Origin of the sequence: Mycolicibacter kumamotonensis (assembly GCF_002086285.1) — a bacterium.
Lineage (GTDB): Bacteria > Actinomycetota > Actinomycetes > Mycobacteriales > Mycobacteriaceae > Mycobacterium > Mycobacterium kumamotonense.
Window position 1 is genome coordinate 1 of sequence record NZ_MVHU01000046.1, and the last position, 26,326, is coordinate 26,326.

Annotated in this window: 27 protein-coding genes and 1 pseudogene; 17 read left to right on the plus strand and 11 right to left on the minus strand. The window is 66.8% G+C overall.

Translation table 11 applies throughout. The features are described from left to right. Nucleotides 1-88: 88 nt before the first annotated feature. The 10 genes and pseudogenes from BST28_RS20685 to BST28_RS20725 form a co-directional block, all read left to right on the plus strand. Nucleotides 89-1,477: pseudogene (locus BST28_RS20685) on the plus strand (FadD3 family acyl-CoA ligase); the annotation flags it as partial. Between the two features lie 6 nt (nucleotides 1,478-1,483). Continuing rightward, entirely contained in the window at nucleotides 1,484-1,666 is a 183-nt protein-coding gene (locus BST28_RS20690) for a (2Fe-2S)-binding protein (RefSeq protein WP_019736254.1), read from the plus strand. A gap of 66 nt (nucleotides 1,667-1,732) precedes the next feature. Then, nucleotides 1,733-2,317 (plus strand): TetR family transcriptional regulator, encoded by a 585-nt coding sequence (locus BST28_RS20695; protein ID WP_043335984.1) that lies wholly within the window; start codon nucleotides 1,733-1,735, stop codon nucleotides 2,315-2,317. Nucleotides 2,318-2,362: 45 nt separating this feature from the next. Next, complete coding sequence (locus BST28_RS20700; RefSeq protein ID WP_065287162.1) at nucleotides 2,363-3,040, plus strand: hypothetical protein; 678 nt, start codon at nucleotides 2,363-2,365, stop codon at nucleotides 3,038-3,040. A 396-nt stretch (nucleotides 3,041-3,436) separates the two neighbouring features. Then, nucleotides 3,437-4,969, plus strand: a complete 1,533-nt coding sequence (locus BST28_RS20705) for a nitric oxide reductase activation protein NorD (RefSeq protein WP_083082759.1) — start codon at nucleotides 3,437-3,439, stop codon at nucleotides 4,967-4,969. A 12-nt stretch (nucleotides 4,970-4,981) separates the two neighbouring features. Further along, on the plus strand, nucleotides 4,982-5,773 hold the full coding sequence (locus BST28_RS20710; RefSeq protein WP_083082761.1) for a CbbQ/NirQ/NorQ/GpvN family protein: 792 nt from the start codon (nucleotides 4,982-4,984) through the stop codon (nucleotides 5,771-5,773). Nucleotides 5,774-5,787: 14 nt separating this feature from the next. Further along, complete coding sequence (locus tag BST28_RS25170; RefSeq protein ID WP_019736260.1) at nucleotides 5,788-5,919, plus strand: hypothetical protein; 132 nt, start codon at nucleotides 5,788-5,790, stop codon at nucleotides 5,917-5,919. Then, entirely contained in the window at nucleotides 5,916-6,602 is a 687-nt protein-coding gene (locus BST28_RS20715) for a hypothetical protein (protein WP_083082763.1), read from the plus strand. The genes BST28_RS25170 and BST28_RS20715 overlap by 4 nt, the downstream gene beginning before the upstream one ends. 15 nt (nucleotides 6,603-6,617) lie before the next feature. Continuing rightward, nucleotides 6,618-7,022, plus strand: coding sequence for a hypothetical protein (locus BST28_RS20720; protein ID WP_065287164.1), 405 nt, complete (start codon nucleotides 6,618-6,620; stop codon nucleotides 7,020-7,022). 102 nt (nucleotides 7,023-7,124) lie between these two features. Then, nucleotides 7,125-8,303 carry a cytochrome P450 gene (locus tag BST28_RS20725; protein WP_083082766.1) on the plus strand — a complete coding sequence of 393 codons (1,179 nt, stop codon included), beginning with the start codon at nucleotides 7,125-7,127 and terminating at the stop codon, nucleotides 8,301-8,303. On the opposite strand, the gene BST28_RS24260 is transcribed toward BST28_RS20725, so the two are convergent. From BST28_RS24260 to BST28_RS20735, 3 genes are read right to left on the minus strand one after another with little or no spacing between them, the layout of a single operon-like run. Next, nucleotides 8,298-8,447, minus strand: coding sequence for a hypothetical protein (locus BST28_RS24260; protein WP_162111702.1), 150 nt, complete (start codon nucleotides 8,445-8,447; stop codon nucleotides 8,298-8,300). The two genes, BST28_RS20725 and BST28_RS24260, sit on opposite strands and share 6 nt — an antisense overlap. Nucleotide 8,448: 1 nt before the next feature. Next, a complete protein-coding gene (locus BST28_RS20730) occupies nucleotides 8,449-9,270 on the minus strand; it encodes a mycofactocin-coupled SDR family oxidoreductase (protein ID WP_019736265.1) in 822 nt (273 codons plus the stop codon). A gap of 22 nt (nucleotides 9,271-9,292) precedes the next feature. Further along, nucleotides 9,293-10,456 (minus strand): acyl-CoA dehydrogenase family protein, encoded by a 1,164-nt coding sequence (locus BST28_RS20735; RefSeq protein ID WP_019736266.1) that lies wholly within the window; start codon nucleotides 10,454-10,456, stop codon nucleotides 9,293-9,295. A 104-nt stretch (nucleotides 10,457-10,560) separates the two neighbouring features. Here BST28_RS20735 and fabG point away from each other — a divergent pair, with 104 nt between their 5' ends. From fabG to BST28_RS20755, 4 genes are read left to right on the plus strand one after another with little or no spacing between them, the layout of a single operon-like run. Continuing rightward, nucleotides 10,561-11,301 (plus strand): 3-oxoacyl-ACP reductase FabG, encoded by a 741-nt coding sequence (gene fabG, locus BST28_RS20740; protein ID WP_083082797.1) that lies wholly within the window; start codon nucleotides 10,561-10,563, stop codon nucleotides 11,299-11,301. Beyond that, the gene (locus BST28_RS20745) at nucleotides 11,298-12,518 is read left to right on the plus strand and encodes an acetyl-CoA C-acetyltransferase (RefSeq protein WP_083082768.1); all 1,221 of its coding nucleotides are present in this window, start codon (nucleotides 11,298-11,300) and stop codon (nucleotides 12,516-12,518) included. The genes fabG and BST28_RS20745 overlap by 4 nt, the downstream gene beginning before the upstream one ends. Continuing rightward, on the plus strand, nucleotides 12,515-13,708 hold the full coding sequence (locus BST28_RS20750; RefSeq protein ID WP_083082770.1) for an acyl-CoA dehydrogenase family protein: 1,194 nt from the start codon (nucleotides 12,515-12,517) through the stop codon (nucleotides 13,706-13,708). Before BST28_RS20745 ends, BST28_RS20750 begins: the two co-directional genes overlap by 4 nt. 3 nt (nucleotides 13,709-13,711) lie before the next feature. Beyond that, on the plus strand, nucleotides 13,712-14,392 hold the full coding sequence (locus BST28_RS20755) for a GntR family transcriptional regulator (protein WP_083082773.1): 681 nt from the start codon (nucleotides 13,712-13,714) through the stop codon (nucleotides 14,390-14,392). A gap of 19 nt (nucleotides 14,393-14,411) precedes the next feature. On the opposite strand, the gene BST28_RS20760 is transcribed toward BST28_RS20755, so the two are convergent. From BST28_RS20760 to BST28_RS20790, 7 genes are all read right to left on the minus strand, one after another. Beyond that, nucleotides 14,412-15,800, minus strand: a complete 1,389-nt coding sequence (locus BST28_RS20760; RefSeq protein ID WP_083082775.1) for an HNH endonuclease signature motif containing protein — start codon at nucleotides 15,798-15,800, stop codon at nucleotides 14,412-14,414. Between the two features lie 113 nt (nucleotides 15,801-15,913). Beyond that, entirely contained in the window at nucleotides 15,914-17,446 is a 1,533-nt protein-coding gene (locus tag BST28_RS20765; RefSeq protein WP_083082778.1) for a class I adenylate-forming enzyme family protein, read from the minus strand. After that, nucleotides 17,439-18,944, minus strand: coding sequence for a class I adenylate-forming enzyme family protein (locus BST28_RS20770; RefSeq protein ID WP_083082781.1), 1,506 nt, complete (start codon nucleotides 18,942-18,944; stop codon nucleotides 17,439-17,441). The genes BST28_RS20765 and BST28_RS20770 overlap by 8 nt, the downstream gene beginning before the upstream one ends. After that, nucleotides 18,934-20,415, minus strand: a complete 1,482-nt coding sequence (locus BST28_RS20775) for a class I adenylate-forming enzyme family protein (RefSeq protein ID WP_109560751.1) — start codon at nucleotides 20,413-20,415, stop codon at nucleotides 18,934-18,936. The genes BST28_RS20770 and BST28_RS20775 overlap by 11 nt, the downstream gene beginning before the upstream one ends. Next, nucleotides 20,412-21,194: an enoyl-CoA hydratase/isomerase family protein gene (locus BST28_RS20780; protein WP_109560754.1), complete on the minus strand. Its 783-nt coding sequence runs from the start codon at nucleotides 21,192-21,194 to the stop codon at nucleotides 20,412-20,414. Before BST28_RS20780 ends, BST28_RS20775 begins: the two co-directional genes overlap by 4 nt. 5 nt (nucleotides 21,195-21,199) lie before the next feature. After that, the gene (locus tag BST28_RS20785) at nucleotides 21,200-22,006 is read right to left on the minus strand and encodes an enoyl-CoA hydratase/isomerase family protein (protein ID WP_083082786.1); all 807 of its coding nucleotides are present in this window, start codon (nucleotides 22,004-22,006) and stop codon (nucleotides 21,200-21,202) included. A 17-nt stretch (nucleotides 22,007-22,023) separates the two neighbouring features. Further along, entirely contained in the window at nucleotides 22,024-22,872 is an 849-nt protein-coding gene (locus tag BST28_RS20790; protein ID WP_083082788.1) for an enoyl-CoA hydratase/isomerase family protein, read from the minus strand. A 78-nt stretch (nucleotides 22,873-22,950) separates the two neighbouring features. On the opposite strand from BST28_RS20790, the gene BST28_RS20795 reads away from it, so the two are divergent. From BST28_RS20795 to BST28_RS20805, 3 genes are all read left to right on the plus strand, one after another. Then, entirely contained in the window at nucleotides 22,951-23,622 is a 672-nt protein-coding gene (locus BST28_RS20795; protein WP_083082790.1) for a hotdog family protein, read from the plus strand. A 12-nt stretch (nucleotides 23,623-23,634) separates the two neighbouring features. Further along, nucleotides 23,635-24,516 (plus strand): enoyl-CoA hydratase/isomerase family protein, encoded by an 882-nt coding sequence (locus BST28_RS20800; protein WP_083082792.1) that lies wholly within the window; start codon nucleotides 23,635-23,637, stop codon nucleotides 24,514-24,516. A gap of 75 nt (nucleotides 24,517-24,591) precedes the next feature. Further along, nucleotides 24,592-25,767: a thiolase family protein gene (locus tag BST28_RS20805; protein WP_083082794.1), complete on the plus strand. Its 1,176-nt coding sequence runs from the start codon at nucleotides 24,592-24,594 to the stop codon at nucleotides 25,765-25,767. On the opposite strand, the gene BST28_RS20810 is transcribed toward BST28_RS20805, so the two are convergent. After that, nucleotides 25,764-26,326: IS630 family transposase (locus tag BST28_RS20810; protein WP_109560752.1), on the minus strand; the 563-nt coding region annotated here is incomplete at its 5' end. The genes BST28_RS20805 and BST28_RS20810 overlap by 4 nt on opposite strands.

Sequence of the window (26,326 nt, forward strand, 5' to 3'; positions counted from 1 at the left end):
CCCGGTGCAGGGTCCGCCCCCGTGCTCCCCCTCGCGCTCGGTGGCTTGCCCGGGGGGGGGGGGGGGGGGCCCCCCCCCCCCCCCCCCCGACGGTGCGTTACGGCTGACGTTCGCCCAACTGGCCGACCGGGTCCGTTGCGCCGCAGGGTCCTTCGCTGACGCGGGCATCAAAAAGGGTGATCGCGCGGCGATCTGGGCGCCCAACTCCGCGGAGTGGATCATCGCCGCTTTCGGGCTGCTGGCCGCCGGAGGGGTGCTGGTGCCGGTCAACACCCGGTTCAAGCCGGCGGAGGCCGGCGACATCATCCGGCGCAGCGGAGCCAAGCTGGTCCTGATCGAAAAGGATTTCCTGGGACTGGATTTCACCGCTCCGCCCGGCATTCCGGTGATCGACCTCAGATCGGACTTCCTGACTGCCGGTTCGCCGACGGAGCGCACGGTCGACGGTGATGACATCGCCGACATCATCTTCACCTCGGGCACGACCGGCCGGCCCAAGGGTGTGATGATGAGCCACCAACAGAATCTGCGGCTCTACGCCGAATGGTGCGACCTGGCCGATCTGCGTGAGGGTGACCGCTATCTGATGGTCAATCCCTTCTTTCACACCTTCGGTTACAAAGCGGGCTGTATCGCCGCGTGCATCCGGGGAGCCACGATGCTTCCGGTCCGGGTCTTCGACGTCGATGCCGTGCTGGAAATCATTGAGACCGAACGCATCACCATGCTGCCGGGGCCACCGACGCTGTATCAGTCACTGTTGGACGCGCCCTCCGGGCGTGACCTGTCATCGTTGCGTGCCGCGGTCACCGGCGCCGCGGACATCCCGGTGGATCTCGTCCGCCGGATCCGCAGCGAACTGCCGTTCCAGTCCATCATGACCGGGTACGGCCTCACCGAGGCCGGTACGGTGACGGCGTCGCGCCGCGGAGACTCGTTCGAGGACATCGCGACCACGGCCGGGTTGGCGTGTGCGGACATCGAAGTACGCATCGACGGCGACGCTGAAGCCGGCGAGGTACTGGTGCGCGGATACAACGTGATGGCCGGTTACCTCGACGACCCGCAGGCGACCGCCGAGGCGATCGACGAGCAGGGCTGGCTGCACACCGGAGACATCGGGTCGATGGACTCCGCCGGTCGGCTGCGGATCATCGGGCGCAAGAAGGACATGTTCATCGTCGGCGGTTTCAACGCCTATCCCGCTGAGATCGAGAGCTTCCTGCTGGAGCATCCGGCCGTCGCGCAGGTCGCGGTGATCGGCGTGCCCGATCGGCGGCTCGGCCAGGTCGGCAAGGCTTTCGTGGTGAAGGAGTCGCCGGACATCGGTGTCTGCGAAGCGGATCTGATCGCTTGGAGTAAAGAACGCATGGCCGGCTTCAAGGTTCCGCGTTCGGTCCGCTTCGTGGATCGGTTGCCGCTGAACGCCACCGGCAAGGTGGACAAGGCCCGACTGGAGACCCAGGCCGGGGCGTGAGGCGTCATGTACGTCTGCCTGTGCGCCGGGGTGACCAGTCAGCAGGTGATCGACGCCGTGGCCGCCGGCGCATCGACCACCAAGCAGATCGGTGAGCGCACCGGGGCCGGAACGGTGTGCGGACGCTGCCGCAACAACATCCGAGCGCTGATCGCCGCGACTTCGCAGGAAACCGCGACGGTGACCTGAGTCATCTAGTGCGGGTGCCGACGTCGAGGCGATACTGTCTTGGCCGTGGCGGATAAGACGGAGAAGATGTCGGCGCGCGAAACCAAGCGGCTGCAGACGCGGGAGCGACTGCTGGGTGCGGCGACCGCCGAGTTCAAGCGGACCGGGATGGCCCAGGCGGATGTGGGGGCGATCGTGGCCGCCGCCGGTGTCGCGCACGGCACGTTCTTCTTCCACTTCCCCACCAAGGAACACGTGCTGCTGGAACTCGAGAAGCGCGAAGAGGACCGGATGGCAAAGCATTTCGGTCGGTACCTGGACAAGGGACATGACCTGGAATCCGCCCTGACCGAGGCGGTGCGACTGGTGTTGGGGCTGGAGCGTCGCCTCGGCGAGCTGTTGTTCAAGGATTTCCTGGCGCTGCACTTCTCCCAGACCCGCCCGGCCTCCGAAGGCGGTAGTGACCACTCCCTGGTCCTGCTGTTGGGCAAGCGTATCGAGCAGGCCCAGGCCGCGGGGGAGGTGGATCCGGAGGTTCGGCCGATCAACAGCGCGGTGTTCTTCTTGCTCGGCATCTACGCACTGGCGATCACCACCAACGATCCGATGCGTTGCGAGTTGCTCGAAGATCTGGTGAAACGCACCATGCACAGCATGGCCGTCATCGCCTGATCGATGCTTGTCGTCGGCGACATTGCATGACTAGAGTCAGTCAGCATGCGCAGTGCACCGCCGGTCGATGAGCATATGGAGGCATCTCGCCTGGCCCAGCGTCAGGCGGACAAATGGTTGATCAGCGGAAGCATCCTGATAGGCACTGCGGCACTGGGCATTTTCGGGCTGCCGTTGTTCCTCCGGGGCGTGTGGCTACTACGGCAGGCGCAGCGGAACGGCATGTCGGTGCGGCCGATGCTGGTGACCCTGCTGGGTTACCTGGTCATCGTCGACGCGGCGATCAACACCGTGGGGTGGGCCCTCGACCTGATCGGTAGCCACACCTTGCTGGCCCGTGTGCTGCTCAACGGCTGGGGCCACATGTTCGACGCCGGATATTTCTGGCATTTCAATGAACTTTGGGTGGGCGGCGCTGCCGGTCCCGGCGAAAAGGCCATGGAAGTGGGCATGATCCTCACCGTATTCACCATGCGGATCGCGGCCGGGATCGGTTTCTTGCAGATGAAGCGCTGGGGTCACCAGTGGATGGTCGTCACCTGCTGGATGGGCGTGGTGATCTGGGTGTTGTACGTGTTCAACATGACGATGTTCGCCGACGTGCGGTTCGCCGGGGTGATCCTCCCGGTCGTCGGCTGGTGGCTCTACGACATTTTCTATATCACCCCGTTCCTGGCGATCCCGTATCTGCACACGGTGAACCGCGAGATCTTCACCGATTGAAGTCGGCTCGCGCGGTGGATCGTCGGGTCGGGTGACTTCCATCCACACCAGTTCTATTGACTGAAGTCAGTCAATGAGTTAGAAACAGTGCACCATGACCCCACAGGCGCACCAGGCCCGGTGCGGCACCCGCCGACGCCACACGCGGGTTGCCGCGGTCTTCGGGAGGCGTCGCGGTGGCCAACGAAACAGACTGCGTAACACGCTGTCCTGCGTCGCAGGGCGTGGCCTGAACCCGTCAACAAGGAGGTCCGACCATGGACTACGTCTGGGAGATTCTGCGTTACGTCGCGGCATGGGGCGGCACCGGTCTGGTCATCTGGTTCTGGTACTGGATGTTCTCCAACATCGGCACGTTCTGAGCCCCGGCGCGGCCCTGCCCGGAAGCGACGGTTCATGACTGACCTCGACCAGACGGCCGCCATGGCGTTGGAACGCAGCTGCTCGGTCACCGCGGTCGCTCTGAGCGAGGACAACCGCGCCGGGGTGCGGCTGGTCACCGGCGACCACCGCGGGTTCGGCCTCAGCGCATCGCGCAGTCACGTGCACGTGCCCTACCCGGTTTTGCGGGCCGACTGGACCCGGCGATCGATGACCTGCGGCATCGCCTTGCAATGCGCATCGTCGAAGGACCGGCTGGGTCAGTACCGGATCAACGAACTGTCGACACGCGAACTGCGGGCGCTGACCGTCGTGGAAGCCGGCGTCGCCCTGGGCTGGATCGCATCGCGCTGGCCGGGCCTGATGTCCGAATTCGGCCGTCTGCTACCCGAACTCGTACCGACAGACCCGCAGCTCGAGGCGCGGGACATGATCGGCCGGGCCATCGCGATGGCCCGGGAATCGGATCCGGCAGAGCTCGACCCGCTGCTGGGCCGGTTGCCGGCGATCTATACCGCGCCCACCGGGCTGACCGACAGACTGCGGCGCCAGTTCGGCAGGATGCCCTGGACCACGACCCAAAAGCGGATGCCGCGACCCTATTCGGTGCCCGTCGGTGGTGACGGTGGGGTTCGCAATCCGAACCTGCCTCCGCCGAGTCGGCCGCAGGACAACGACATCGACGTCACCCCTGAGCACCGTCCGGGAATCCCGTATCCGGAGTGGAACTCCTGGACCCGACAACTGATGCCCGACCACGTGGCCGTTGTGGAGCTCGCGCGTGACCGACGGGTCGGTGCCGCCGCTACGGCCTCGGCCGACCTGCGCAAGTGGTTCCAGGAGAACACCCATCGCGCGATGGTGAACCGACTGGAAGACGGGTCCGACCTCGATATCGACCAGTACGTCCGCCATTACGTCGACCTGCGCACCGGGGAGGCCGGCGAGCCGCGATTGTTCCGCGACCTGTTGCCCTGTAACCGCGATGTCAGCACCGCGCTGCTGCTGGACGGCAGCTCCTCACTGGGGGTGCACGGGGGACGGGTGTTCCGGCTCGAGCTGGCCTGCGCAGATGCGTTGTCCCGCGCCATGACCCACGCGCGAGAGCGGCACGGGATCTTCGTGTTCACCGGCAATACCAGGCACCGGGTGGAAGTGCGTTGCCTGAAGGACTTTCCAGAAGCCCGCTTCGTCCCGCCGAGCGGTCTGGGGTTGTCCACTGGTGGTTACACCCGTCTCGGCGCCCCGATCCGGCATCTGACCAGCCGACTGCTGGACCAGCCCTCGGAGCGCCGACTCCTCATCATCATCGGCGACGGGATGATCTCCGACGAAGGCTATGAGGGTCGGTACGCCTGGGACGACGCCGCACATGCGGTGGAGGAGGCCAACGATGCCGGTGTGTCGGTCTACTACGTGGGCGTCGGACCGACACGTGTCGACCCGTTGCCCGAGGTTTTCGGACCCAAACGTTCGCAACGGATCGGCCGGGTGGAAGAACTGCCGCGCGTACTGGCACGCGTGCACCGCGAACTGATCAGTACGTAAGGGAGGAGTCACATGAGTAGCGACACATACTATGCGAACGGAAACGAGGTCCGACTCTTCGAACTGGCCTTCACTCGGAAGACCCCGGTGATGCTGACCGGTCCTACCGGCTGCGGTAAGACCCGGTTCGTCGAGCATATGGGATCGCTGCTGGGGCGGCCCGTCGTCACCATCAGCTGCCACGATGACCTGACCAGCTCAGATCTCGTTGGACGCTTCATGGTGACCGGCGGGGATGTCACCTGGATCGACGGACCACTGACCAGGGCGGTCAAGACCGGTGCCATCTGCTACCTCGACGAGGTGGTCGAGGCGCGTCACGACTCCCTGGCGATTCTGCACTCGCTCACCGATCATCGGCGCACCCTGTATCTGGACCGCGCCGACGAAGTGATCCGGGCGCCAGACGATTTCATGCTCGTGTGCTCCTACAACCCGGCGTACCGGAGTTCGTTGAAAGAACTCAAACCCTCATTCCGGCAGCGCTTCGCCACCTTGCCGATGACCTACCTTCCCCCCGAACGGGAGGCGCAGGCCGTGGTCGCGGAGACGGGCATCGAGCTCGCCGCCGCGCAGCGACTCGTGCGGTGCGCTATCGCCATCCGCACCGCCGACGAGGCGTTCCACTTCGAGCCGCCGTCGACCCGGGCCCTGGTCACCGCGGCTCAGCTCATCGCGGCCGGCGCCGGCGAACTCGAGGCGGCCGAAGCATGCATCCTCGCGCCGCTGAGCACCGACGGCGCCATCAGTGAAGGGCTGCGCGAAATCGCGGCCGCAGTCCTGCTCGACGCCGACAAGCTCTAGAAAGGAAATCCGAAATGGCCGACCAGCGAGAGCAGAAGCGCAAGAGGGCGCTGATCGTCTTCCAGATCGTCATCTACGGCTACCTGCTCACGATGTTCTTGATCCAGCTGTACATGTCGTTCGAACGGGGTTGGTGGTACCTGTGACCACCGCTACTCCGGCGGTCGGTCTGCACGAGCATCAGGAGCAGTCCCGGGCCGCCCAGTGGCGGGCCGACAAATGGATGATCGTCGGAGCGGCGCTCATGGGTATGTGGGCGCCCGGGTTGATCGGCTTCCCGATCTTCATGCGCGGGGTGTGGTTGCAGCGCGAGGCCCAGCGGGCGGGTCTGTCGGTGCGGCCCATGATCGTCACCCTGATCGGTTACCTCGTGCTGATCGACGGCATGCTCAACAGCCTGGGCTGGTCGCTGGATCTGGTCGCCAACCACACCCTGATCAACCGGGTGCTGATGATCGGCTGGGGTCACATGTTCGACGCCGGATATTTCTGGCACTACAACGAACTGTGGGTCGGCGGAGCCGCCGGGCCCGGGGAGAAATCCATGGTCTTCGGCATGATCCTCACGGTGTTCGCGATGCGCTGCGCCGCCGCGATCGGCTTCTTGCAGATGAAGCGCTGGGGCCACCAGTGGATGATCGTCACCTGCTGGATGGGCGTCCTGATCTGGATTCTCTACGTGTTCAACATGACCATGTTCGCCGACGTGCGGTTCGCCGGGGTGATCTTCCCCGTCATCGGCTGGTGGCTCTACGACATCTTCTACATCACCCCCTTCCTCGCCATTCCGTATCTGCACACGGTGAATCGCGAAATCTTCACCGACTGATCAAGGAGCACCCCGATGGAAACCCCTGCCGCCGAAGACCTGCCCCCGGGCACCACGCCCTACTACGCCCGTATGCACACCTGGATCAAGCGCGCCACCTTGGTGTGTCTGGTCGCGCTCGTCATCGAAGGCGCTTTCACCTTGCCGTTCATGGCGGTCTACTACGGTTACCCGACGCTGAGCCTCACCCAGATCTGTAGCGAGTTGCTCAAGGTGCGCTACTCCGACGACACCCTCGAGTGCAAGTACCCTTACCCGCCGCTCGGGCCTCCCGAGGGGGCCGAGGGCAAGGACACCGCCAAGGACATCTGGGGGATTCAGCCCGTCCCGCAGTATGACCGGCTCGGCTTCCGGGAGCTGGTCGACCGCTACGAGGCCCGGCTGGCCAGACAGCAAGCCGCAGCACAGCAAGGCGGTTGAGGTGCCGGACAAGCTGCGGGTTATGCGGTGCAGGACCGGCGATGTCGGGCAGGGCATACATCTTGGCCCGGAATCGGTCCCCCCCTGCAGGCCGGCGCGGTCATGACCGATATGCATGTCGCGCCGGCACTGCCGCGGTTCGCCTACGCCGACCTGCCGATGGCCCACGATCGTGGTGAGGGATGGGCGGCGCTGCGCGATCTCGGTCCCGTGGTGTACGGCGAGGGCGCGTACTACCTCTCCCGCCGCGATGATGTGCTTGCCGCGCTGCGTAACTGGGAGGTCTTCTCGTCGAGGATTCCCTACGACGACATGATCAGCCCGGTTCCGCTGGTGCCATTGGCCTTCGACCCGCCCGACCACACCCGGTACCGGCAGCTGCTGCATCGCTACTTCAGTCCGCAGACCCTGATGGCCCTGCTGCCGTCGCTGCAGTCGCAGGCCGCCGAGATCATCTCCGGGATCGCCGAGCAGGACCGGTGCGAGGTGATGGCCGACCTGGCCACCCCCTACCCCTCGCAGGTGTTCCTCACGCTGTTCGGTCTGCCTCTCGAGGATCGGGACCGCCTGGTCGCTTGGAAGGACGCGATCATCGCGTTGAGTCTGACCGACGACCCCGCCAGCGTGGACCTGACGCCGACGGTGGAACTGTTCGGCTATCTCACCGAAGCCGTTGCGCGACAGCGCAAGGAACCGCGCCCCGGCATCCTCTCGGAATTATTGCGGGTCGCAGACGCGCTCGACGACAACGAGGCGATCGGACTGTCCCTGGTATTAGTACTGGCCGGGCTGGACACCGTCACCGCAACGATCGGTACGACGATGCTGGAACTGGCCCGCCGACCCGGGTTGCGTGCCGGATTGCGCGACGATCCCGACGGTGTTGCGGGATTCGTCGAGGAGATGATCCGCCTCGAACCTGCCGCACCCGTCGTCGGGAGAGCGACCACCCGCCCGGTCACCATCGCCGGCGTTGAGATCCCCGCCGGCGCCCAGGTCCGCCTCTGCCTCGGTGCGATCAATCGAGACGGCAGCGACGAGTATTCCGGGAATCAACCCGTTCTCGACGGAAGGGTGCACAAACACTGGGGATTCGGCGGCGGGCCGCACCGCTGTCTGGGCTCACACCTGGCCCGTATGGAACTCAAGCTCGTCGTCTCAGAATGGCTGGACCGCATTCCCGATTTCGGGCTCGCGCCGGGTTTCGTCCCAGAGATCACCTGGCCGTCGGCGACCTGCTCGCTGCCGGCGCTGCCACTCAGGCTCGGCCCGAACTCATGACCGCCGTGTCTCGAACAGCGCGGCGACATCGGCGGGCCGCACTTTGAGCGCGGCATTGCACGGCAGTTGATCGGGAATCCCGGCCACACCGGCGCCGCTGCCCAGGTCCGCGGCCGACGTTGCGCAGCACCGGTCCTTGCCCACCTCAGTACTGGGTACAGCCCTGGTCCACCGGAACCGCGGCGGCGGTGACATTGCGCGACTCATCGCCGGCCAGCCAGCACACCGTGCCGGCGATGTCCTCGGGTTCGGCCAACCAGATGGGCAGAAACGGCGTGAGCATGTGCGACAACTGCGGGTTGGTTTCCATGGCCTGCCCCAACGCGCCGACCATGTCACCGGAGCCCATGTCGGTGTTGACCGGGCCGGGATGCACGCTGTTGACTCGGATCCCGTGCTTGCCCAGTTCGGCGGCAAAGGCGCGGGCCATCCCGGTGACGGCATGCTTGCTGGCGGTGTAGTGCACCATGAACGGCTGCATCTTGATCCCGGCCGCCGAGCTGATCAACACGATCGAGCCGCCGCGACCGCCGTCGATGATGTGTTGCGCACCGGCCATCACGGTGTTCCAGGTACCCGTGACATTGATATCCAGCACATCACGAAAGTTCTCCGGGGTGATGGCATCCCACGCCTGCGGGGCCGCGACACCGGCGTTGGCGACGATGATGTCCAGCCGTCCCAGCGTGGCCACTCCGGCGGCGACGGCCTCGCGCATGCCGTCGTAGTCGCGGGTATCGACCACTGCGGACACGATGCGCCGACCGGTGTTCTCCACCAGCCGCACCGTTTCGGCCAAGTCCTCGGGGGTCGCCGGGTTGTAGGGCACGCAGTCCGGGAGTTTTCCGGCCACGTCGATCGCGATGATGTCAGCGCCCTCGGCGGCCATCTTCACCGCATGCGCACGCCCCTGGCCGCGCGCGGCGCCGGTGATGAACGCGACCTTCTCGGCCAGCCGTCCCGTCATCGCTGTTCCCTCCGTTGGTGATTCACCCGCGCTGTTGCGCGGCTTTGACCAGACCCGAACCGATGATCAGACGCTGGATCTCGCTGGTCCCCTCATAGAGGCGCAGCAGCCGGACGTCACGGTAGATCCGTTCGACCGGCACCCCCCGCATGTAGCCGGTGCCGCCGTGGATCTGCACCGCGAGATCGGCGACCTTGCCGGCCATTTCGGTACAGAACAGCTTTGCCGCCGACGGGGCGATCCGGCGGTCTTGCTCGCTGACCCACATGCGTGCTGCGTCGCGAACCATGGCCCGCCCGGCCAGGACGCCGGTCTGCTGGTCGGCCAGCATCGCCTGCACGAGTTGGAAATTCCCGATCGGGGTGCCGCCCTGGGTGGCGGCGGCGGCATACGCCACCGACTCGTCGAGGGCCCGCTGGGCGGCGCCGACCGCCAGCGCGGCGATGTGCACCCGCCCGCGCGCCAGTGATGTCAGTGCCGCCCGGTAACCGAGATCTTCACTGCCCCCGACCAGCGCCGCGTCGGGGACGCGCACGTCGGTGAAGCTGACATCGGAGGTCCAGGCGCCCTCTTGGCCCATCTTGGCGTCCTTGGCGCCCACTTCGACACCCGCGGCGTCGGCGGGAACCAGAAAGACCGCGATACCGGCGCCCTGGGCGTCGGCCGGGCGGGTGCGGGCGAAGACGATGAACAGATTCGCCGTCGGCGCATTGGTGATGAACCGCTTCTGGCCGGTGATCAACCAGTCCGAACCGTCGCGGACCGCCTTGGTCAGCAGTCCGGCCGGGTTGGAACCCGCACCCGGCTCGGTGAGCGCGAAGGAGGCCACGACGTCACCGGTGGCAATGGGCGCCAGCCACCGGGACTTCTGTTCCTCGGTGCCGAAGCCGACCAACACCTGACCGGCGATCCCGTTGTTGGTGCCGAACATCGAGCGCACGGCCAGCGACGTATAGCCCAACTCCATGGCCAACTCGACGTCCTGACGCAGGTCCAGGCCCAGCCCGCCCCACTGCTGCGGGATGGCGTAGCCGAATAGGCCCATCGTCTTGGCCTGCTCACGCAGGTCGTCGGGGACCCGGTCCTCGGCGAGGATCTCGGTTTCGCGCGGGACGACGGAGGTGCGGACGAAGTGGCGGGTCTGGGCCAGGATCTCGGCGAAATCCTCGTCGCTGACTTCACTCATCGACGCCGCTTCTCCTCACGTCCGACACGGGAACGACCGGTTACCGACGACGATCATATATGAAATATGATGAGCCAAACATCTCAGAGAAGGCGGGTGATCGAGTGTCCTTGCTGACCGGTCAAACGGCGGTCGTCACCGGCGGCGCCCAGGGTCTGGGCTTCGCCATCGCGAAACGATTCATCGCCGAAGGCGCCCGGGTGGTGCTCGGCGATGTGAACCTTGCTGCCACCGAGGAGGCCGCCACACAGCTGGGCGGGCCCGATGTGGCCCGGGCGGTGCGTTGCGATGTCACCAGCTCCGCCGAGGTCGACGCTTTGGTCGCCGCGGCAGTGGAAACGTTCGGTGGGCTGGACATCATGGTGAACAACGCGGGTATCACCCGCGACGCCACGATGCGCAAAATGACCGAGGAACAGTTCGATCAGGTCATCTCCGTGCATCTCAAGGGCACCTGGAACGGACTTCGCGCGGCGGCCGCGATCATGCGTGAGCAGAAGCGCGGTGCCATCGTCAACATGTCCTCGATCTCCGGCAAGGTCGGCATGGTGGGCCAGACGAACTACTCAGCGGCCAAGGCCGGCATTGTCGGCATGACCAAGGCCGCCAGCAAGGAGCTGGCGTATCTGGGAGTGCGGGTGAACGCGATCCAGCCGGGCCTGATCCGTTCGGCGATGACCGAGGCGATGCCGCAGCGCATCTGGGACTCCAAAGTGGCCGAGGTGCCGTTAGGTCGGGCCGGCGAGCCCGACGAGGTGGCAGCTGTGGCGCTGTTCTTGGCCTCCGACCTGTCCTCCTACATCACCGGCACAGTGCTGGAAGTGACCGGTGGCAGGCACCTGTGAGTGTTCGGGAAGCGGTGATCTGCGAGCCGGTCCGCACCCCGATCGGCCGCTACGGCGGGATGTTCGCCTCGCTGACCGCCGTCGAACTGGGCGTCGCTGCGCTGCGAGGCCTCCTGGACCGCACCGGACTGCCGGTCGACGCCATCGACGACGTGGTGTTGGGACACTGCTATCCCAGCAGTGAGGCGCCGGCCATCGGACGGGTGGTCGCCTTGGATTCCGGTCTGCCGGTGACGGTTCCGGGTATGCAGGTCGACCGCCGGTGCGGGTCGGGACTGCAAGCCGTGCTGCAGGCCTGTCTGCAGGTCGGCAGCGGCGACTGCGATGTGGTGATCGCCGGGGGCGCCGAGAGCATGAGCAACGTGGTGTTCTACTCCACCGACATGCGCTGGGGCGGGTCTCGCGGAGGGGTCCGGGTGCACGACGGTCTGGCCCGCGGCCGGACGACCGCGGGGGGCCAGAACTACCCGGTGCCGGGCGGCATGCTGGAGACCGCCGAGAACCTGCGCCGCCAGTACGGTATCTCCCGTGTGGAGCAGGACGAGCTGGCGGTGACCTCGCACCGGCGTGCCGTGGCGGCCCAACGGTCCGGGGTTCTCGCCGAGGAGATCATCGGCGTCACCGTGCGCTCCCGCGACGGTGACCGACTCGTCGACACCGACGAGCACCCGAGGGCCGACACCTCGGTGGAGGCGCTGAGCAAGCTGAAACCGGTGCTGGGCAAAAGCGATCCGGACGCCACCGTGACTGCGGGCAATTCCAGCGGCCAGAACGACGCCGCATCGATGTGCGTGGTGACCACCCGTGAGAAGGCCGCGCAGCTGGGATTGACGCCGTTGGTGCGGCTGGTGTCGTGGGGTGTTGCGGGCGTGCCGCCCAACGTCATGGGGATCGGCCCGGTGCCGGCCACCGACGCCGCTCTCGCGAAGGCCCGACTCCGGCTAGCCGACATCGACCTCATCGAACTCAACGAGGCCTTCGCCGCCCAGGCGCTCGCGGTGATGGCCGAGTGGAAATTCGGCGCCGCGGACCGGGAACGGACCAACGTGCACGGTTCGGGGATCTCACTGGGGCATCCGGTCGGCGCCACCGGCGGGCGGATGCTGGCGACTCTGGCCCGGGAGCTGAACCGGCGCGGTGCCCGCTATGGACTGGAGACCATGTGCATTGGTGGAGGTCAAGGCTTGGCCGCAATCTTTGAAAGGGTCGGCTCATGACACGCCTCGCCCAAACCTTGGGACTCACCGAGTATCAGACCGAAATCCTCGACACCGTCCGCCGATTCGTGGACAAGGAAGTCATTCCGGCGGCGGCCGAGCTGGAGCGCACCGACACCTACCCGCAGGCGATCGTGGATGCGATGCGGGAGATGGGGCTGTTCGGCCTGATGATCCCCGAGGAATACGGCGGCCTCGGGGAATCGCTGCTCACCTACGCGTTGTGTGTCGAGGAGTTGGCTCGCGGCTGGATGAGTGTCTCCGGCGTGCTGAACACCCATTTCATCGTCGCCTACATGTTGCGTCAACACGGGACCGAGGCGCAGAAGCAGCGTTTCCTGCCGCGGATGGCTACCGGTGAGACCCGCGGCGCGTTCTCGATGTCCGAGCCCGAATTGGGTTCTGATGTCGCGGCGATCCGCACCCGCGCCACCCGCGAGGCTGACGGCGGCTACACCATCACCGGCCAGAAGATGTGGCTGACCAACGGCGGCAGCTCCACGCTGATCGCGGTGCTGGTACGCACCGATGAGGGAGCTGAACGAGCGCATCGGAACCTGTCCGCCTTCCTGGTGGAAAAGCCGGTCGGCTTCGGCGAAGTCCTACCCGGGCTGGTCATCCCGGGCAAGATCGACAAGCTCGGCTACAAGGGCATCGACACCACCGAGCTGGTTTTCGACGGGTACGCGGCCGCCGCCGACGACGTGCTTGGTGGGGCGCCCGGGCAGGGCTTCTTCCAGATGATGGATGGCATCGAAGTCGGCCGGGTCAACGTGTCGGCACGGGCCTGCGGGGTCGGAATCCGGGCGTTCGAACTCGCGGTGCGCTACGCCCAGCAGCGCGAGACCTTCGGTAAGCCGATCGCCGAGCACCAGGCGATCGCCTTCGAGCTCGCCGAGATGGCCACGAAAGTCGAAGCGGCACACCTGATGATGGTCAACGCTGCCCGGCTCAAGGACTCCGGGGAGCGCAACGACGTCGCCGCGGGGATGGCCAAGTACCTCGCCAGCGAATTCTGTTCGGAGGTCACCCAGCAGAGCTTCCGGATTCACGGCGGATACGGCTACTCCAAGGAGTATGAGATCGAACGCCTGATGCGCGACGCCCCGTTCCTGCTGATCGGTGAGGGAACAAGCGAGATCCAGAAGCAGATCATCAGCAAGCGGCTGCTGGCCGACTATCGGGTCTGACCGGTGAGTGTCCCTGACTTCCCGGCGCGGTCACAGCTCTCTGAGGATGTAGCCCGCTTCGTGCGCAAGCGGATCTTCAACGGAGACTATGCCGCCGGGGAGTACGTGCGGCTGGACCAACTGGCGGCCGAGTTGGGCGTCAGTGTCACACCGATTCGCGAGGCGCTGTTCGGGCTGCGCGCCGAAGGGCTGCTCGACCAGCAGCCGCACCGCGGATTCGTGGTGCTGCCGGTGACTCAGCGTGATATCACCGATGTCTCCGACGTCCAGGCGCACATCGGCGGCGAACTCGCCGCGCGGGCAGCGGCCAAGATCACCGACAGCCAGTTGCGCGAGCTCGAAGAGATCCAGCAACAACTCGAATCCGCCTATGCCCGCGATGACGAAGAGGCCGCGGTGCGGCTCAACCATGAATTCCACCGCGCCATCAACGTCGCGGCGGATTCACCCAAGCTTGCCCAGCTGATGTACCAGATCACCCGGTACGCACCGGAATCGGTGTTCCCCACGGTTTCGGGGTGGCCGGCCAAGTCGACCAAGCACCACCGCGCAGTGTTGGCGGCCCTGACCAAGCGCGACGAGGAACTGGCCCGCACCGCGATGGCCGAGCACCTGGCCGCCGGTGCGGTGCCGATGATCGAGCACCTCGTCGAGCGCGGCGTGGTGGATCAGGACAGGATGTAGACCACCGGTATCGATACGGCTACGGATCGTCGTCGGGGTCGTTGAGGAGTTCGTCGGGGTGGTGGGCGTGGTTGATCTCGGGTGGGCCATTGCCGTCGCTCCAGGCGAGACGTCCGTTGCTGGGGGTGGTGGTGTAGTGGCCGTTGGTTTCGCCAGCGTGGTCACGAGGGCACGCGAACCAGAGGGCGTCGGCATCGGTGCGTCCACCACCGGCCCAGCCGGGACAATGGTGTACCTCGCAGCGGTACCCCGGTTGGGTGCAGTTCGGCCTCGTGCAACCGCGATCTCGTGCGTGGCAGACGATGCGGTGGTCGGCGGTGGCGATGCGTTTGCTGCGTCCGAGATACAGCGGGCGGTTGGAGTGGTCATCGAACACCGCTAGGTAGTGAATCGAGTTGGCGGCCATACGGATGAGGTCACGCATGGGCAGCTGAGAGCCGCCGCCGGTGCGCGCCGCCGACGGCATGGCCACGGCGCGGTCCCTGGTGGCGTGGACCGCTTGGTCGAGTTCGGTCAGGGTGGTGGAGACGATGACGGTGACGGGGATACCGCGGTGGGTGCCCAGCTTGTCGGATTCGATGGCATGGCGCAGTGCGACCTTGAGGGCGTCGTGAGCGCGCTGGCCTTCGTTGCGCAGGTCCGGTGTGTCGGCGTCGGGTAGGTGGTGCCCGGGCCGGACAGCGGCAATGATGGCTTCGAGGTAGGCCCGGGTTTCGGGGTCGACGTAACCCGAAACGCGACTCATGCCGTCGAGCTGTTGCGGGCCCAGGCTGAGGGTGCGCCGCCGTGCGCGGTCGGCGTCGCTGTATTGGCCGAGGCGTTCGGCGATCGTGTCGGCGATGGTGCGCCCGACGGCGGCCACGAACGGGGAGTCCTGACGCCGGGCGTTGGCGACCAGGAGGTGTTCGGCCTGTTCGTGGTCTGCGCTCGTGGCCTTGGCGGGTAGGAGGTCGAGGGCTTTGGTGATCGTGGTGATGTGGTCTTCACCGAGGTCGCCGTGTTCGATGGCAGCGGCCAGTTCGGGGAGGGCGGACGGCAGGGTGGGGCCGGTGAGGCTGCGGCGGGGCCGAATGCGCGCGGCGAGGGCGAAGCGGCGCCGGACTTCGCCACGCGTGATCCGTAACCGCTGCCGCAGAAGATCACCGGCGCGTGTGCCCGGTGGCAGTGCGGCTGCGCCCAAGCCGTCGATAGGTTGCTCGATTTCTCCGAACATGCGGTAGGACAAACCGCGGTTGACCCGGTGCTGGGTTTCCAGCCGTTCGGCGATTTCGATACGAAACGCATTGCCCACCAGGTCGGTGTCGGCGGCCCGCAGCCGCGCGTAAGCGGCATCGATGAGGTCCAGATCAGCGCGGACAGCGGCACATGCGGCCTCCTGCGGGAGCAAGACCTCATCGCTGATCGACATAACGCCACGCTATCGAACAAATGAGCGATAAGGCCCCGCCTGCGGGTCAATTGTGGATAGACCGGCAACTGGGGATAACCGTGAAACGGCCGGCGCCCAGTGGAGGCGCCCGCTCACTTGGGCGTTACGGCACTTGAGTCGGCCAACAGTTCCCGCAGACGGCGCTTGTCGACCTTGCCGGTCGGCCCGCGCGGAACGGCGTCGGGACTCGAGACCAGCAACCACACCGTCGGCACCTTGAACGGGCTCAAGAGCGCCCGGGCCTGCTCCCGCAACTGCTCGACGCTCAGCGCAACGCCGGCCACCACCGCTCCGACTCGGTCGCGGCCGGCGTCGGGCAGGTTGGTCACGAAGGCTGCCTCCACACCGTCGATAGTCCGCAAAGCCTTCTCCACCTCGCTCGGGTACACGGTGGCACCGCTGACCTTGAACATGTCGTCGGATCTGCCGTGGTAGAACAGGAACCCGTCGTCATCGAGGCGACCGAGATCGCCGGTGGGGTAGAAGCCGTCGGCGGTGAAGGTCTCTTCGCGACTGCGGCGGCAGATGCCGCTTAGCATGTGTGGTCCGCGTAGGTGGATCATCCCCACCGTCCCCGCCGGCACCGGGACACCGGTATCGACGTCGACGATCCGAACGTCGGTGCCATCGAAAGGTTTTCCGCAGCTTCCCCACGCCGAGCGTGGCATGTCGGTGTCGGCGGGATAGCCGCAGTAGGGCCCGAACGACTCCGTCATCCCGAACAGGTTGGCCCGGGCACCGGGTTCGGAACGCAACTCCGGGGCGAGCAGCGCCTCCAGGCTGCCGGGGCGTAACGACGACAGGTCGGATTCGCCGCGGTGGCGGGCCAGCGCCTCGGCTTGGTCCGGCCAGCCGCGAAACAACGTGACCCGTTCGGATTCCAAGAGCCGGCAGGTGGTCTCCGGCTGCGGGATCGGCTCGGTGACCAGGGTCGCGCCGGCCAGTAATACCGAGAGCACGCCGCCGCCGAAGCCGCCGATCCAGAAGAACGGCATCGGCAGATACAGCCGGGTGTCGGCGTCGATGCAGCGGGCGGCCTGTCCGGCGTGCACGGCGCCCAGGGCGCTGCCGTGTGAGTGCAGCACACCCTTGGGCGGTCCGCTGCTGCCGGAGGTGAACATGATCACCAAGGGATCGCTGGGTGTCACCGCCGCCGCCAGCGCATCGACGATCCGCGCCGGGCCGTCGTCGTCAGCCATGACCGTTAACTCGTCCGGGGTCCAGACCTGTTGCAGCGCTGGCAACTCCATGCCACCGACGTGTAAGCCGTCGAGGTAACGGCGGCCGCGGAACTCCTCGACACTGACCAGGAACTGCAGGGCGGCGACGCGCAGCTGGGCGGCCAGCTCCGGTGGGGTGAGCAGGGTACTCAGGGGAACCAGCACCGCGCCGACGCGGGTCAGCGCGATCGCTGTCCGCACCCAATCGACGCCGTTGGGCATGATGAGCCCGACCCGGCTGCCCTTGCCGACGCCGGCGCGCACGAAGGCCGCGGCCAGCTGCAGCGATGAGGCGTCCAGTTCGGTATAGCTGAGCCGGGTCAGCGGATCGATCACCGCCGGCTTGTCGCCGAAAGCCGCGGCGCGGGACCGGATCAGCGCGTCGATGGTCTCGGTGTCAGGCATCGAAGGTCTTGGCGAGCGCGTGCAGGTCCACTTTGCCGCTGGGCAGCAGCGGGACCTCGGCGGGCGGAATGGTGGTGAATCGGCGCGGGATCTTGTACGTCGACAGTTCTTCTTTCAGCCGTTGGCGTAGCTGTTCGGCGTCGCTGGGGGCGTGCTGAACCAGGACGGCGGCCACCGATTGCCCGCGGAGGGTGTCGGGGATACCGAACACGTAGGCGGTGACGCCGATCAGCTTGGCGATGGCGCGTTCCACCTCTGCCGGTGACACGGTGGCGCCGGCGGTCTTGATGACCGCGTCGCGCCGGCCCAGGTAGTAGTGGAAGCCGTCGGCGTCGGTGCGGAACAGGTCGCCGGTGTGAAACCAGCCGTCGGCGTCGAAGCAGTCCTCCCGGTTGCGCTTGTGGTAGCGCTGCATCAAGTAGCGTCCGCGCACCAGCAACTCACCGTCGACGATGCGGCATTCGAACCCGGGTGCCGGCTTGCCGAAACTGCCACGGCGGTGCTCGGGCTGGTCGGTGTGGTCCTCGCTGAGCAGCACCGGGCCGCCGGTCTCGGTCAATCCGAACATGCCGTGCCGCAGCTCCGGGTCGGCGGGCCGGGCAGCGGGTGCCAGCAGCGGATACAGGTTGCCGCGGCGCAGCGTGGACAGGTCTCGGCCGGCCAGGCTGGGGTGGCTTGCCAGGTCGCCGATGCTGCTGAGGTAGCCGTTGGCCAGGGTGGGTTTCTCGGCCTCCAGCAGATCCAGGGTGGCGCCGGGGTCGGTGGCGTTGGAGCAGAGCAGCGTCGATCCGGCCAGGATCGTCGCCAGCAGCGCGAACGCGAAGCCCCCGATCCAGAAGAACGGGGCGTTGCAGAACAGGACGTCCTCGGCGGTCAGCCGGCGGATCTCGTTGAGGTTGCGCTGATGGCCGAGCAGACCGGCATGGGTGTGGATGACGCCTTTGGGGGCGCCGGTCGATCCCGAGGTGTAGACGATGGCCAGCGGGTCGCTGCCGTCGACGTCGGCTTCGAGCGCTTCCAGGATGGCCGGAATCCGGCGCGGCGCAGACGCATCGAACACCACCCGGCGCAGTTGCGGTGCATGCCTGCTGAAAAGCGGGTCGTCACCGGCGATATCGACGTCGGGAAGCGCTTCGGCGAGCCGCCGCCGATAGTCGTGAGACCGGTAGGATTCGGCGGCCAGCAGGATGCGCACATCGCTGTGGGACAGCTGACTGCGCAGCTCCGGTGCGGGGGCCAGGGTGGGAAACGGAACCACCACCGCACCGATGCGGGCCGCGGCCAGCATGCCCACCACGAAGTCGGTGCCGTTGGGGTACAACAGCCCGATGTGGGTACCCTTGGCGGCCCCGAGCTCAACGAGCCGGCCGGCCAAGGCCGCCGAGCGTCGCTCGGCCTCGGCATAGCTGATCCGCTCGGCGTCGCAGATCAGCAGCGGATGAGTGTTACGTGAACGGGCCTGGGCGCGCAGGGTTTCCGGCAGGGTGTCAGCGGTCATGCCGATCCCCGGTAACGATGAGTTCCCGCACCGCGGTGAGATCGGCTTTGCCCGAGGGGGTGCGCGGCAGCGCGTCGACGATCGCGATTTCGGTGGGAATCTCGTAGCGTGCCAGCCGGGTGCCCAAGAAGTCGACGAGTGTCTCGGCGTCGGCGGTGGCGCCGGTGCGCAGTTCGACCGCGGCGACGGGCGTCTGACCGAGGCGGTCATCGGGGCGTCCCACCACCGCGGCGCCTCGGACCGCCGGATGGGCCTCCAGGGCGGCCCGGATGTCGTCGGGCATCACTTTGAACCCGCCGCGGATGATGGCCTGATCCGCCCGGCCCAGGATCCACAGGAAGCCGTCGGCGTCGATACGCGCCAGGTCGGTGGTGCGCATCCAGTCCGTGTCGGGACCGAGCTGGCCCGGCTTGACCTCGAGCAGCCCGGGCTCATCGGGCCCCAATGGAGCACCGTCGTCGCCGATCACCCGCAGTTGTGCGCCCTGGCTGGCCCGGCCGACGCTGCCGCGCTTGTCACGCCAGAACCGCTGATAGTCGGCGAGCGTCCAACCCGTCACCCCGCCCCCGAACTCCGTTGCCGCATAAGAGGTGAGTACGGGGATACCGAACTTCTCGGTGAACGCGTCGGCGTCGTCGGCCGACAGCGGTGCAGTACCCGAGGTGACCGCACGGATGCTGGACAGGTCCTCGCGGGTCAGTGCCGAGTGCAGTACCATCCGCAGCGCTGCGGGCACCAGCGACACCGCGCGCGGCCGATGCCTGCGCACCGCATCGGCCCAGCGGTCCAGTTCGAAGCGTTCCAGCAGCACGAAGGGTCGCGCCTCGGAGACACATTGCAGGATCCGGAAGACCCCGCCGATGTGCACGAGCGGTGCGTTGACGATCGCGACACCGCGCCGCAGTTCGGTCGGCGTCGGGGCCCGGCCCGGATCGGGACCGATCACACTGTGCGCCAGCATGTCGTAGGTCAGGTCGACACGTTTGGCCGGACCGGTTGTTCCGCTGGTCAGCATCCGTACCGCCACGCCGGGGCGGCCGGAATCCGAGCCGGCTTCCAGGCCGGGCGGGGAGGCCGGGACCACCGCAGGTGCGGCGTCCAGGCCGGCGAGGGACACCGTTGTGGTGCGCGGTGTCGCCGTGACCAGTGCGGCGAGATCGTCGGGCTCGCCGATGATCAGCGGCAGCCCGAGTGCATCGATGTCCGCGCGGGTGCGGTCGTTTCCGCGGGACGGATTGATCACGACCACGCAGCCCCCGGCCAGCAGTACCCCCAGGAGCGCGGCCAGTTGCGGGGGACGGTTGCGCAGCAGCATCCCGACCTGCCCGCCGCGGGTCAACTCCGCGATACGCCGGGCCGTGACACCGACCTGGGACCAGGTGAACCACTGGCCGGCGTACTCGAACGCGGGCGCTTCCGGCCGCAGATCGAGCACCGCGGCGATACGTTCGCTGAGCGGATGGGCCATCAGCGGATCCGCGGGGCGGGTCCGGGGCGGGGCGATTGCGAGTCGAGCTCGGCCTTGCCGAGCGGGTTGCCCAGTCGGGTGTAGATCAGGTTCTGGTCCAGGGCCGCGCGGTAGGGCTTGTCCAAAGATTCCCAGATCGCCTTCACCGTGCCCTGGGTCGCCGACGGCGGTTTGGCTGCGATGGTGGCCGCGATCTCATGCGCGCGGTCCCAGAGCTCTTCGGGCGTCACGATTTCCGATACCAACCCGATGCGCAGTGCGGTGTCGGCGCTGACCCGCTCGTCGTTTCCCATCAGTGCCATCCGCAGGGACTCACCCAGCCCGACGCGGCGCATCAGCCCGATCGGCTCCAGGGCGCAGACCATTCCGGCCGAGACGTGTGAGTCGAAGAAGGTTGCGTTCTGCGAGCAGATCACCACGTCGGACTCGTTGACGAAGTAGAACGCGCCCGCGGTGCAGATGCCCTGCACCGCGCAGACCACGGGCTTGAACATCTTCTGCCACTTGGGGCTCAGTGCCTCGCCTGGATCCTCGTGATTCCAGACGTTGTCGGGTTGACCGTAGGGGGCCTTGATGTCCAGTCCGGCGCTGAAGGCCCGGTCGCCGGCGGCTCGCAGCACCACGGCGTTGACCTCGGTATCGAGTTTGACGATGCGCCACGCGGCGGTCATCTCTTCGCACATGGTGCGGTTGAAGGCGTTGAGGTGATCCGGCCGGTTCAACGTGATGGTGGCGACCCGATCGGTGCGGTCGAAGTCCAGGAGGATGGTTTCGAAAGTCATCGGTTTCATCGGCACTGCCACTCCGGTGTCCGCTTCTCGACGAACGCTTTGGGGCCCTCCAGGGAGTCCGCGGTGCGCAGGTTGCGTTCCCGGAACGCTTCGGCGAGCATCTCGGCCTCGTGTAGCGGCAGGTCGAGTCCCTTGAGGATCGCCAGCCGGGTTCCGCGCACCGCCAGTGGTGCGTTGGAGTTGAGGATGCCGGCGATCTCGCGTGCCCGCGTCAGCAGGTGGTCGTGCTCGACCACCTCGCTGATCATCCCGAGGTCGTATGCCCGGTGGGCGTCCATCCGTTCATGGCGGCCCATCATCGCCATTCGCAGCGCGATCGAGCGGGGCAGCACCCGGGCCAACCGCACCACCTCGCGGCCGGCGACCAGCCCGATCGAGACGTGTGGGTCGAAGAAGGTGGCGCGGTCCGAGGCGATGACGATGTCGGCGGTGGTCACCCAGTCCAGGCCTGCGCCGCAACATATTCCGTTGATCGCGGCCAGGACCGGCTTGGCCATCGTCCGGAACGGCGGAGTGCCCTCCTGCGGGGCCTCCCACTGCTCGTAGGTGGACAGGTACGGCCGCTCGTTGATCACCTTGCCGTCACCGGGAATCGCCTTCACGTCGGCGCCGGTGCAGAACGCCCGACCGGCCCCGGTCACGATGAGTATCCACACCCGGTCGTCGTTTTCGGCCTCGGCGTAGGCGGCCCGCAGCTCGGTGATCATGTGCGGGCTCAAGGCGTTGAGCGCCTCGGGGCGGTTGAGCGTGATCGTCGCGGTGTGCCCGTCGAGCTCATAGGTGATCGTGTCGAACGTCGGCATAGCCGATTCCCTTCCTGTCAGCGGCCGGTGAAGCCCGGTGGGCGCCGCTGGGTGAATGCGGCCAGCCCTTCTTTGAAATCCACGGTGCGGCAGCTGAGTTCGAGATTGAACAGCTCCTGGGTCATGGCTTGCGGGAGCGTGGAGTGCTGCGCATAGTGCAGGCCCTGTTTGGTCAGGCCGATCGCGATGGTGGGCCCGCCGACCAAGCGCTCCAGCAGCGCGTCGGTGGCGGTGTCCACCTCCGCCGGTTCCACCGCCTGATGTATCAGCCCCCAGTCCTGCGCCGAAGCCCCGCTGACCTTCTCGCCGAGCAGCAGCATGCGTTTGGCCCGGGCCAGTCCGACCAGGCGCGGCAGCAACCAGCTTGCTCCCGAGTCGGGGCTGAAGCCGCGTGCCAGGAACGGCTCCCAGAACACGGCATCGGTCGCGGCGACGGTGAAATCGGCGGCCAGCGCCAGGTTGCAACCCAATCCCACCGCCCAACCCCGGACGCTGCTCACCACCGGAAGCTGGACGGTGTGCAGCAGTTCGATCACCCGGTGCGCGGCATGCGGGATACGCCGAACCAGATCACCGGTGCGGGGCCTCTGGTCGCCGGCGTTGGTGGCGACCCAGTCCGAGCCCGCACAGAAGTCGTCACCGAAGCCTTGGATATGGATGGCACGCAGTGCGTTGTCACTGGCCGCCTCGGTCAGGGCACTGATCAAGGCCTCGGTCATCGGCGGGCTCAGCGCGTTGCGGCGATCCGGGCGAATCAGCGTGAGCCGGAGCAGCGCACCGTCGCGCGACGCCGTCACCGAGCCGTCAGCGGGGGGGTCGGCGGAGCCAGACCCGGAATCGGGCGAGTCGGCCACTGTGGTGTCCACCCTTCAACGCTATATCGTGATGCCTACAGTAGGCGATACGATTGCGCGATTCGACGGGTATTCGACGGGGAAGGGCCCATGGCGGACGGTTCAGGCATCTCGGCGGTTTCCACCGGGGGCGAGCGCTTCGGGGAGTCGCCACTGGAGCAGACCGTGGCGGCGGCCGGCGCCCTCCGGCGCGTGGCGGGCATGCTGCTCGCGATGGAGCACCCGCACCCGGTGGTGGACGACATGCTGGAACGGTTCGCCGACTGGGAGCGGCAGTTGGCTGCCGTCGCACCGGCTGAGCCGACCCCGCGTCTCGAACCGGATGGCGGCGGGCGGGTCTACCTCAATCATGCGTTCGACGTCGGGGCATTCAACCCTTGCTTTCCGGAATACCGGTTCGATCACCTGGATGCCGAAACAGCCTCCGGGCGAGTCACTTTCCCGCTGGTGTACGAAGGTCCCCCGGGGCTGGTGCACGGCGGTTTCCTCGGAGTGTTCTTCGATTGCGTGACCCAGCACCAAAGCTGCGCGGTGGGCCTGGCCGGCCGTACCCGCTCGCTGTTGGTCACCTACCGGCGCCCCACGCCCATCCTCACCGAGTTGGACTTCGATATCGCGCGAACCGAGGTCGAGCGGGGGATCGCTTCCACCGCCCGACTTCTCCGTGGTGGCGAGGTGCTGTGCATCGGCGAGGTCACCACCGCCGCGATGCCACCGGAGCAGGTGAGCGCCAACAGATTCGGCCGCAGACGGCCCGAGTAAGGAGTCCAAGCGATGAGCGATGCCACCGACGGTCGGGTGCTCTTCGACGTCGATCCCGATGGACGGATCGCCACCATTACCTTGAACAATCCCGGGCAGCGCAATTCTTACGACGCCGCGATGCGGGATGCGATCGCCCGCTGTCTGGACCGAGTCGCCGAGGACGACGACGTCGTGGTCGTGCTGCTGCGGGGCGCCGAGGGTGTGTTCAGCACCGGCGCCGACATGAACAACGCCTACGGCTGGTACGGCGAGCGTGGCGCAACCCCCGGTCCGGCGGCCAAGGGCCGGCCGAGTCAGCGCCGCCGGCTCACCGTGGACCGCAAGTCGTTCGGCTTCTACCACAACCTGATGGGCTTTCCGAAGGTCACGGTGGGCGAGATCAGCGGCTTTGCGCTCGGAGGCGGCTTCGAGATGGCGCTGATGACCGATATCTCGGTGATCGCCCGCAACACCAAGATCGGCATGCCGGCGACGCGTTTTCTCGGCCCCGCCCTGGGTAGTCTGCACATGTTCTTCCATCGCCTCGGGCCGGTGCTGGCGCGACGACTGTTGTTGACCGGCGACATCATCGAAGCCGGCGCGGTCGAACACCTGGGCGTGTTCACCGAGACATGCGATCCGGCGGCGGTGACGGCACGGGCGCGCTACTGGGCAACCAAGGCCGCCAAGATGCCCGCCGACGGGGTGGTCATCGCCAAGGAGGCGTTCCGGCTCGTCGAGCAGAGCCAGGCCTATCAGGGCGAAGAGGTGGCCAGCTATCTGTTCCACGCCTACGGCACCAACCTGCAATTCGGTCCGGGGGAGTTCAACTTCGTCAAGACCCGCGCGCAACACGGCACCAAGGAGGCGTTCCGGCTGCGCGATGAACATTTCCACGTCCCGGAGCCGTGACCCGGCCCCTGGTGAGGCGCGCCTTCACACAATTGGTAACTTTACAAAAACAACGAGCAATGTAAGGTTCGAAGAATGCCTACACCTGTCATCGTCGGTGCCGTTCGCACCGCTATCGGACGCTCATTCAAGGGAATCCTGGCCAACACCTCCCCGGAGACGCTGATCACCACGGTGGTGCCCGAGGTGGTTCGCCGGGCCGGTATCCCGGTCGCGGATATCGACGACATGATCTTCGCCGAATCCCACTACGGCGGTGGAGATATGGCGCGCTTCGCGGCCGCGGCCTGCGGGATGGAGTCGGTGCCCGGCCAGGCCGTCAACCGGCACTGTGCCGGCAGCCTGACCGCGATCGGCAATGCCGCCGCTCAGATCGGTTCCGGGATGGAACGGGTGCTGATCGCCGGCGGTGTGCAGAGCCTGTCGATGCTGCCGGTGATGAAGATGCGCATCCCGGGCCCGGAGCTCAGCTTCGCCGAACCGTGGATACCTCCGACCCACCCCGAGACCGTGGATGCACCCACCCGCGACATGTCGATCACCGTGGGCTGGAACACCGCTCAGGCGGTCGGCATCAGCCGCGAGGAGATGGACGCCTGGGCGGCCCGCTCGCATCAGCGTGCGATCGCTGCGATCGACGCCGGCAAGTTCACCGACGAGATCGTGCCGCTGAAGGTCCAGCTGCCCGACGGCTCCGTCACCGAGTTCACCGTCGACGAACACCCGCGTCGTGACACCACCGCGGAGAAACTGGCGGGCCTGAAGGTGCTGCACCCCGAGATCGAGGGCTTCTCGATCACCGCCGGCAACAGCAGCGGTACCAACGACGCCGCGGCCGCGGTGGCGCTGGTCGACGATGCCTACGCACAAGCCCGGGGCCTCGACGTCCTGGGCACGGTGAAGGCGTGGGCATCGGCCGGTGTGGCCCCGCGCGACACCGGACTCGGAGCAGTCCAGGTGATCGGCAAGGTGCTGCAGCGGGCGGGTCTGAAACCCGGCGATGTCGCGCTGTGGGAGATCAACGAGGCCTTCGCCTCGGTGCCGATCGCGGCCTGCCGCGAGTACGGTCTCGACGAGGAGCTGGTCAACTTCTCCGGCAGCGGCTGCAGCCTCGGACACCCGATTGCCGCATCCGGCGCACGGATGGTCACCACCTTGGCCTATGAGCTGCGGCGGCGCGGCGGCGGTATCGGTGTGGCGGCGATGTGCGCCGGCGGCGGCCAGGGCGGCGCCGTGGTGATCGAGGTCTAGTGTCCTGAGTCATTAATTTTGGTGCAGTAGTTTCCGATGCTGGTCAGGATTTGGTCGGCGGTTTTGGTCCAGACGTAGGGGCGGGGGTTGTCGTTCCAGGTTGCGATCCAGGCGCGGATATCGGTGTTGAGTTGGCGCACCGAGGTATGGGTGCCGCGGCGCAGTTTCTTGTTGGTCAGTTCAGCGAACCAGCGTTCGACGAGGTTGAGCCATGAGGAGCTGGTCGGGGTGAAGTGCAGAACGAAGCGGGGATGGTTTGTCAGCCAACGCTTTACCGCCGGCGTCTTGTGTGTTGAGGCGTTGTCGAGAACGACGTGGCAGTCCAGGTCGGTGGGCACTTCGGCGTCGATCTTCTTCAAGAACGCGAGGAACTCCTGGGCGCGGTGGCGATTGTGCAGTGAGCCGATGACCTTCCCGGTTGTCAGATCCAGGGCGGCGTACAGACTTGAGGTGCCGTGGCGGACGTAGTCGTGGCTGGCCCGTGCTGGGGTGCCCGGCAGCATCGGGAATACCGGTTGGGTGCGGTTGAGTGCCTGGATCTGGGTTTTTTCGTCGACGC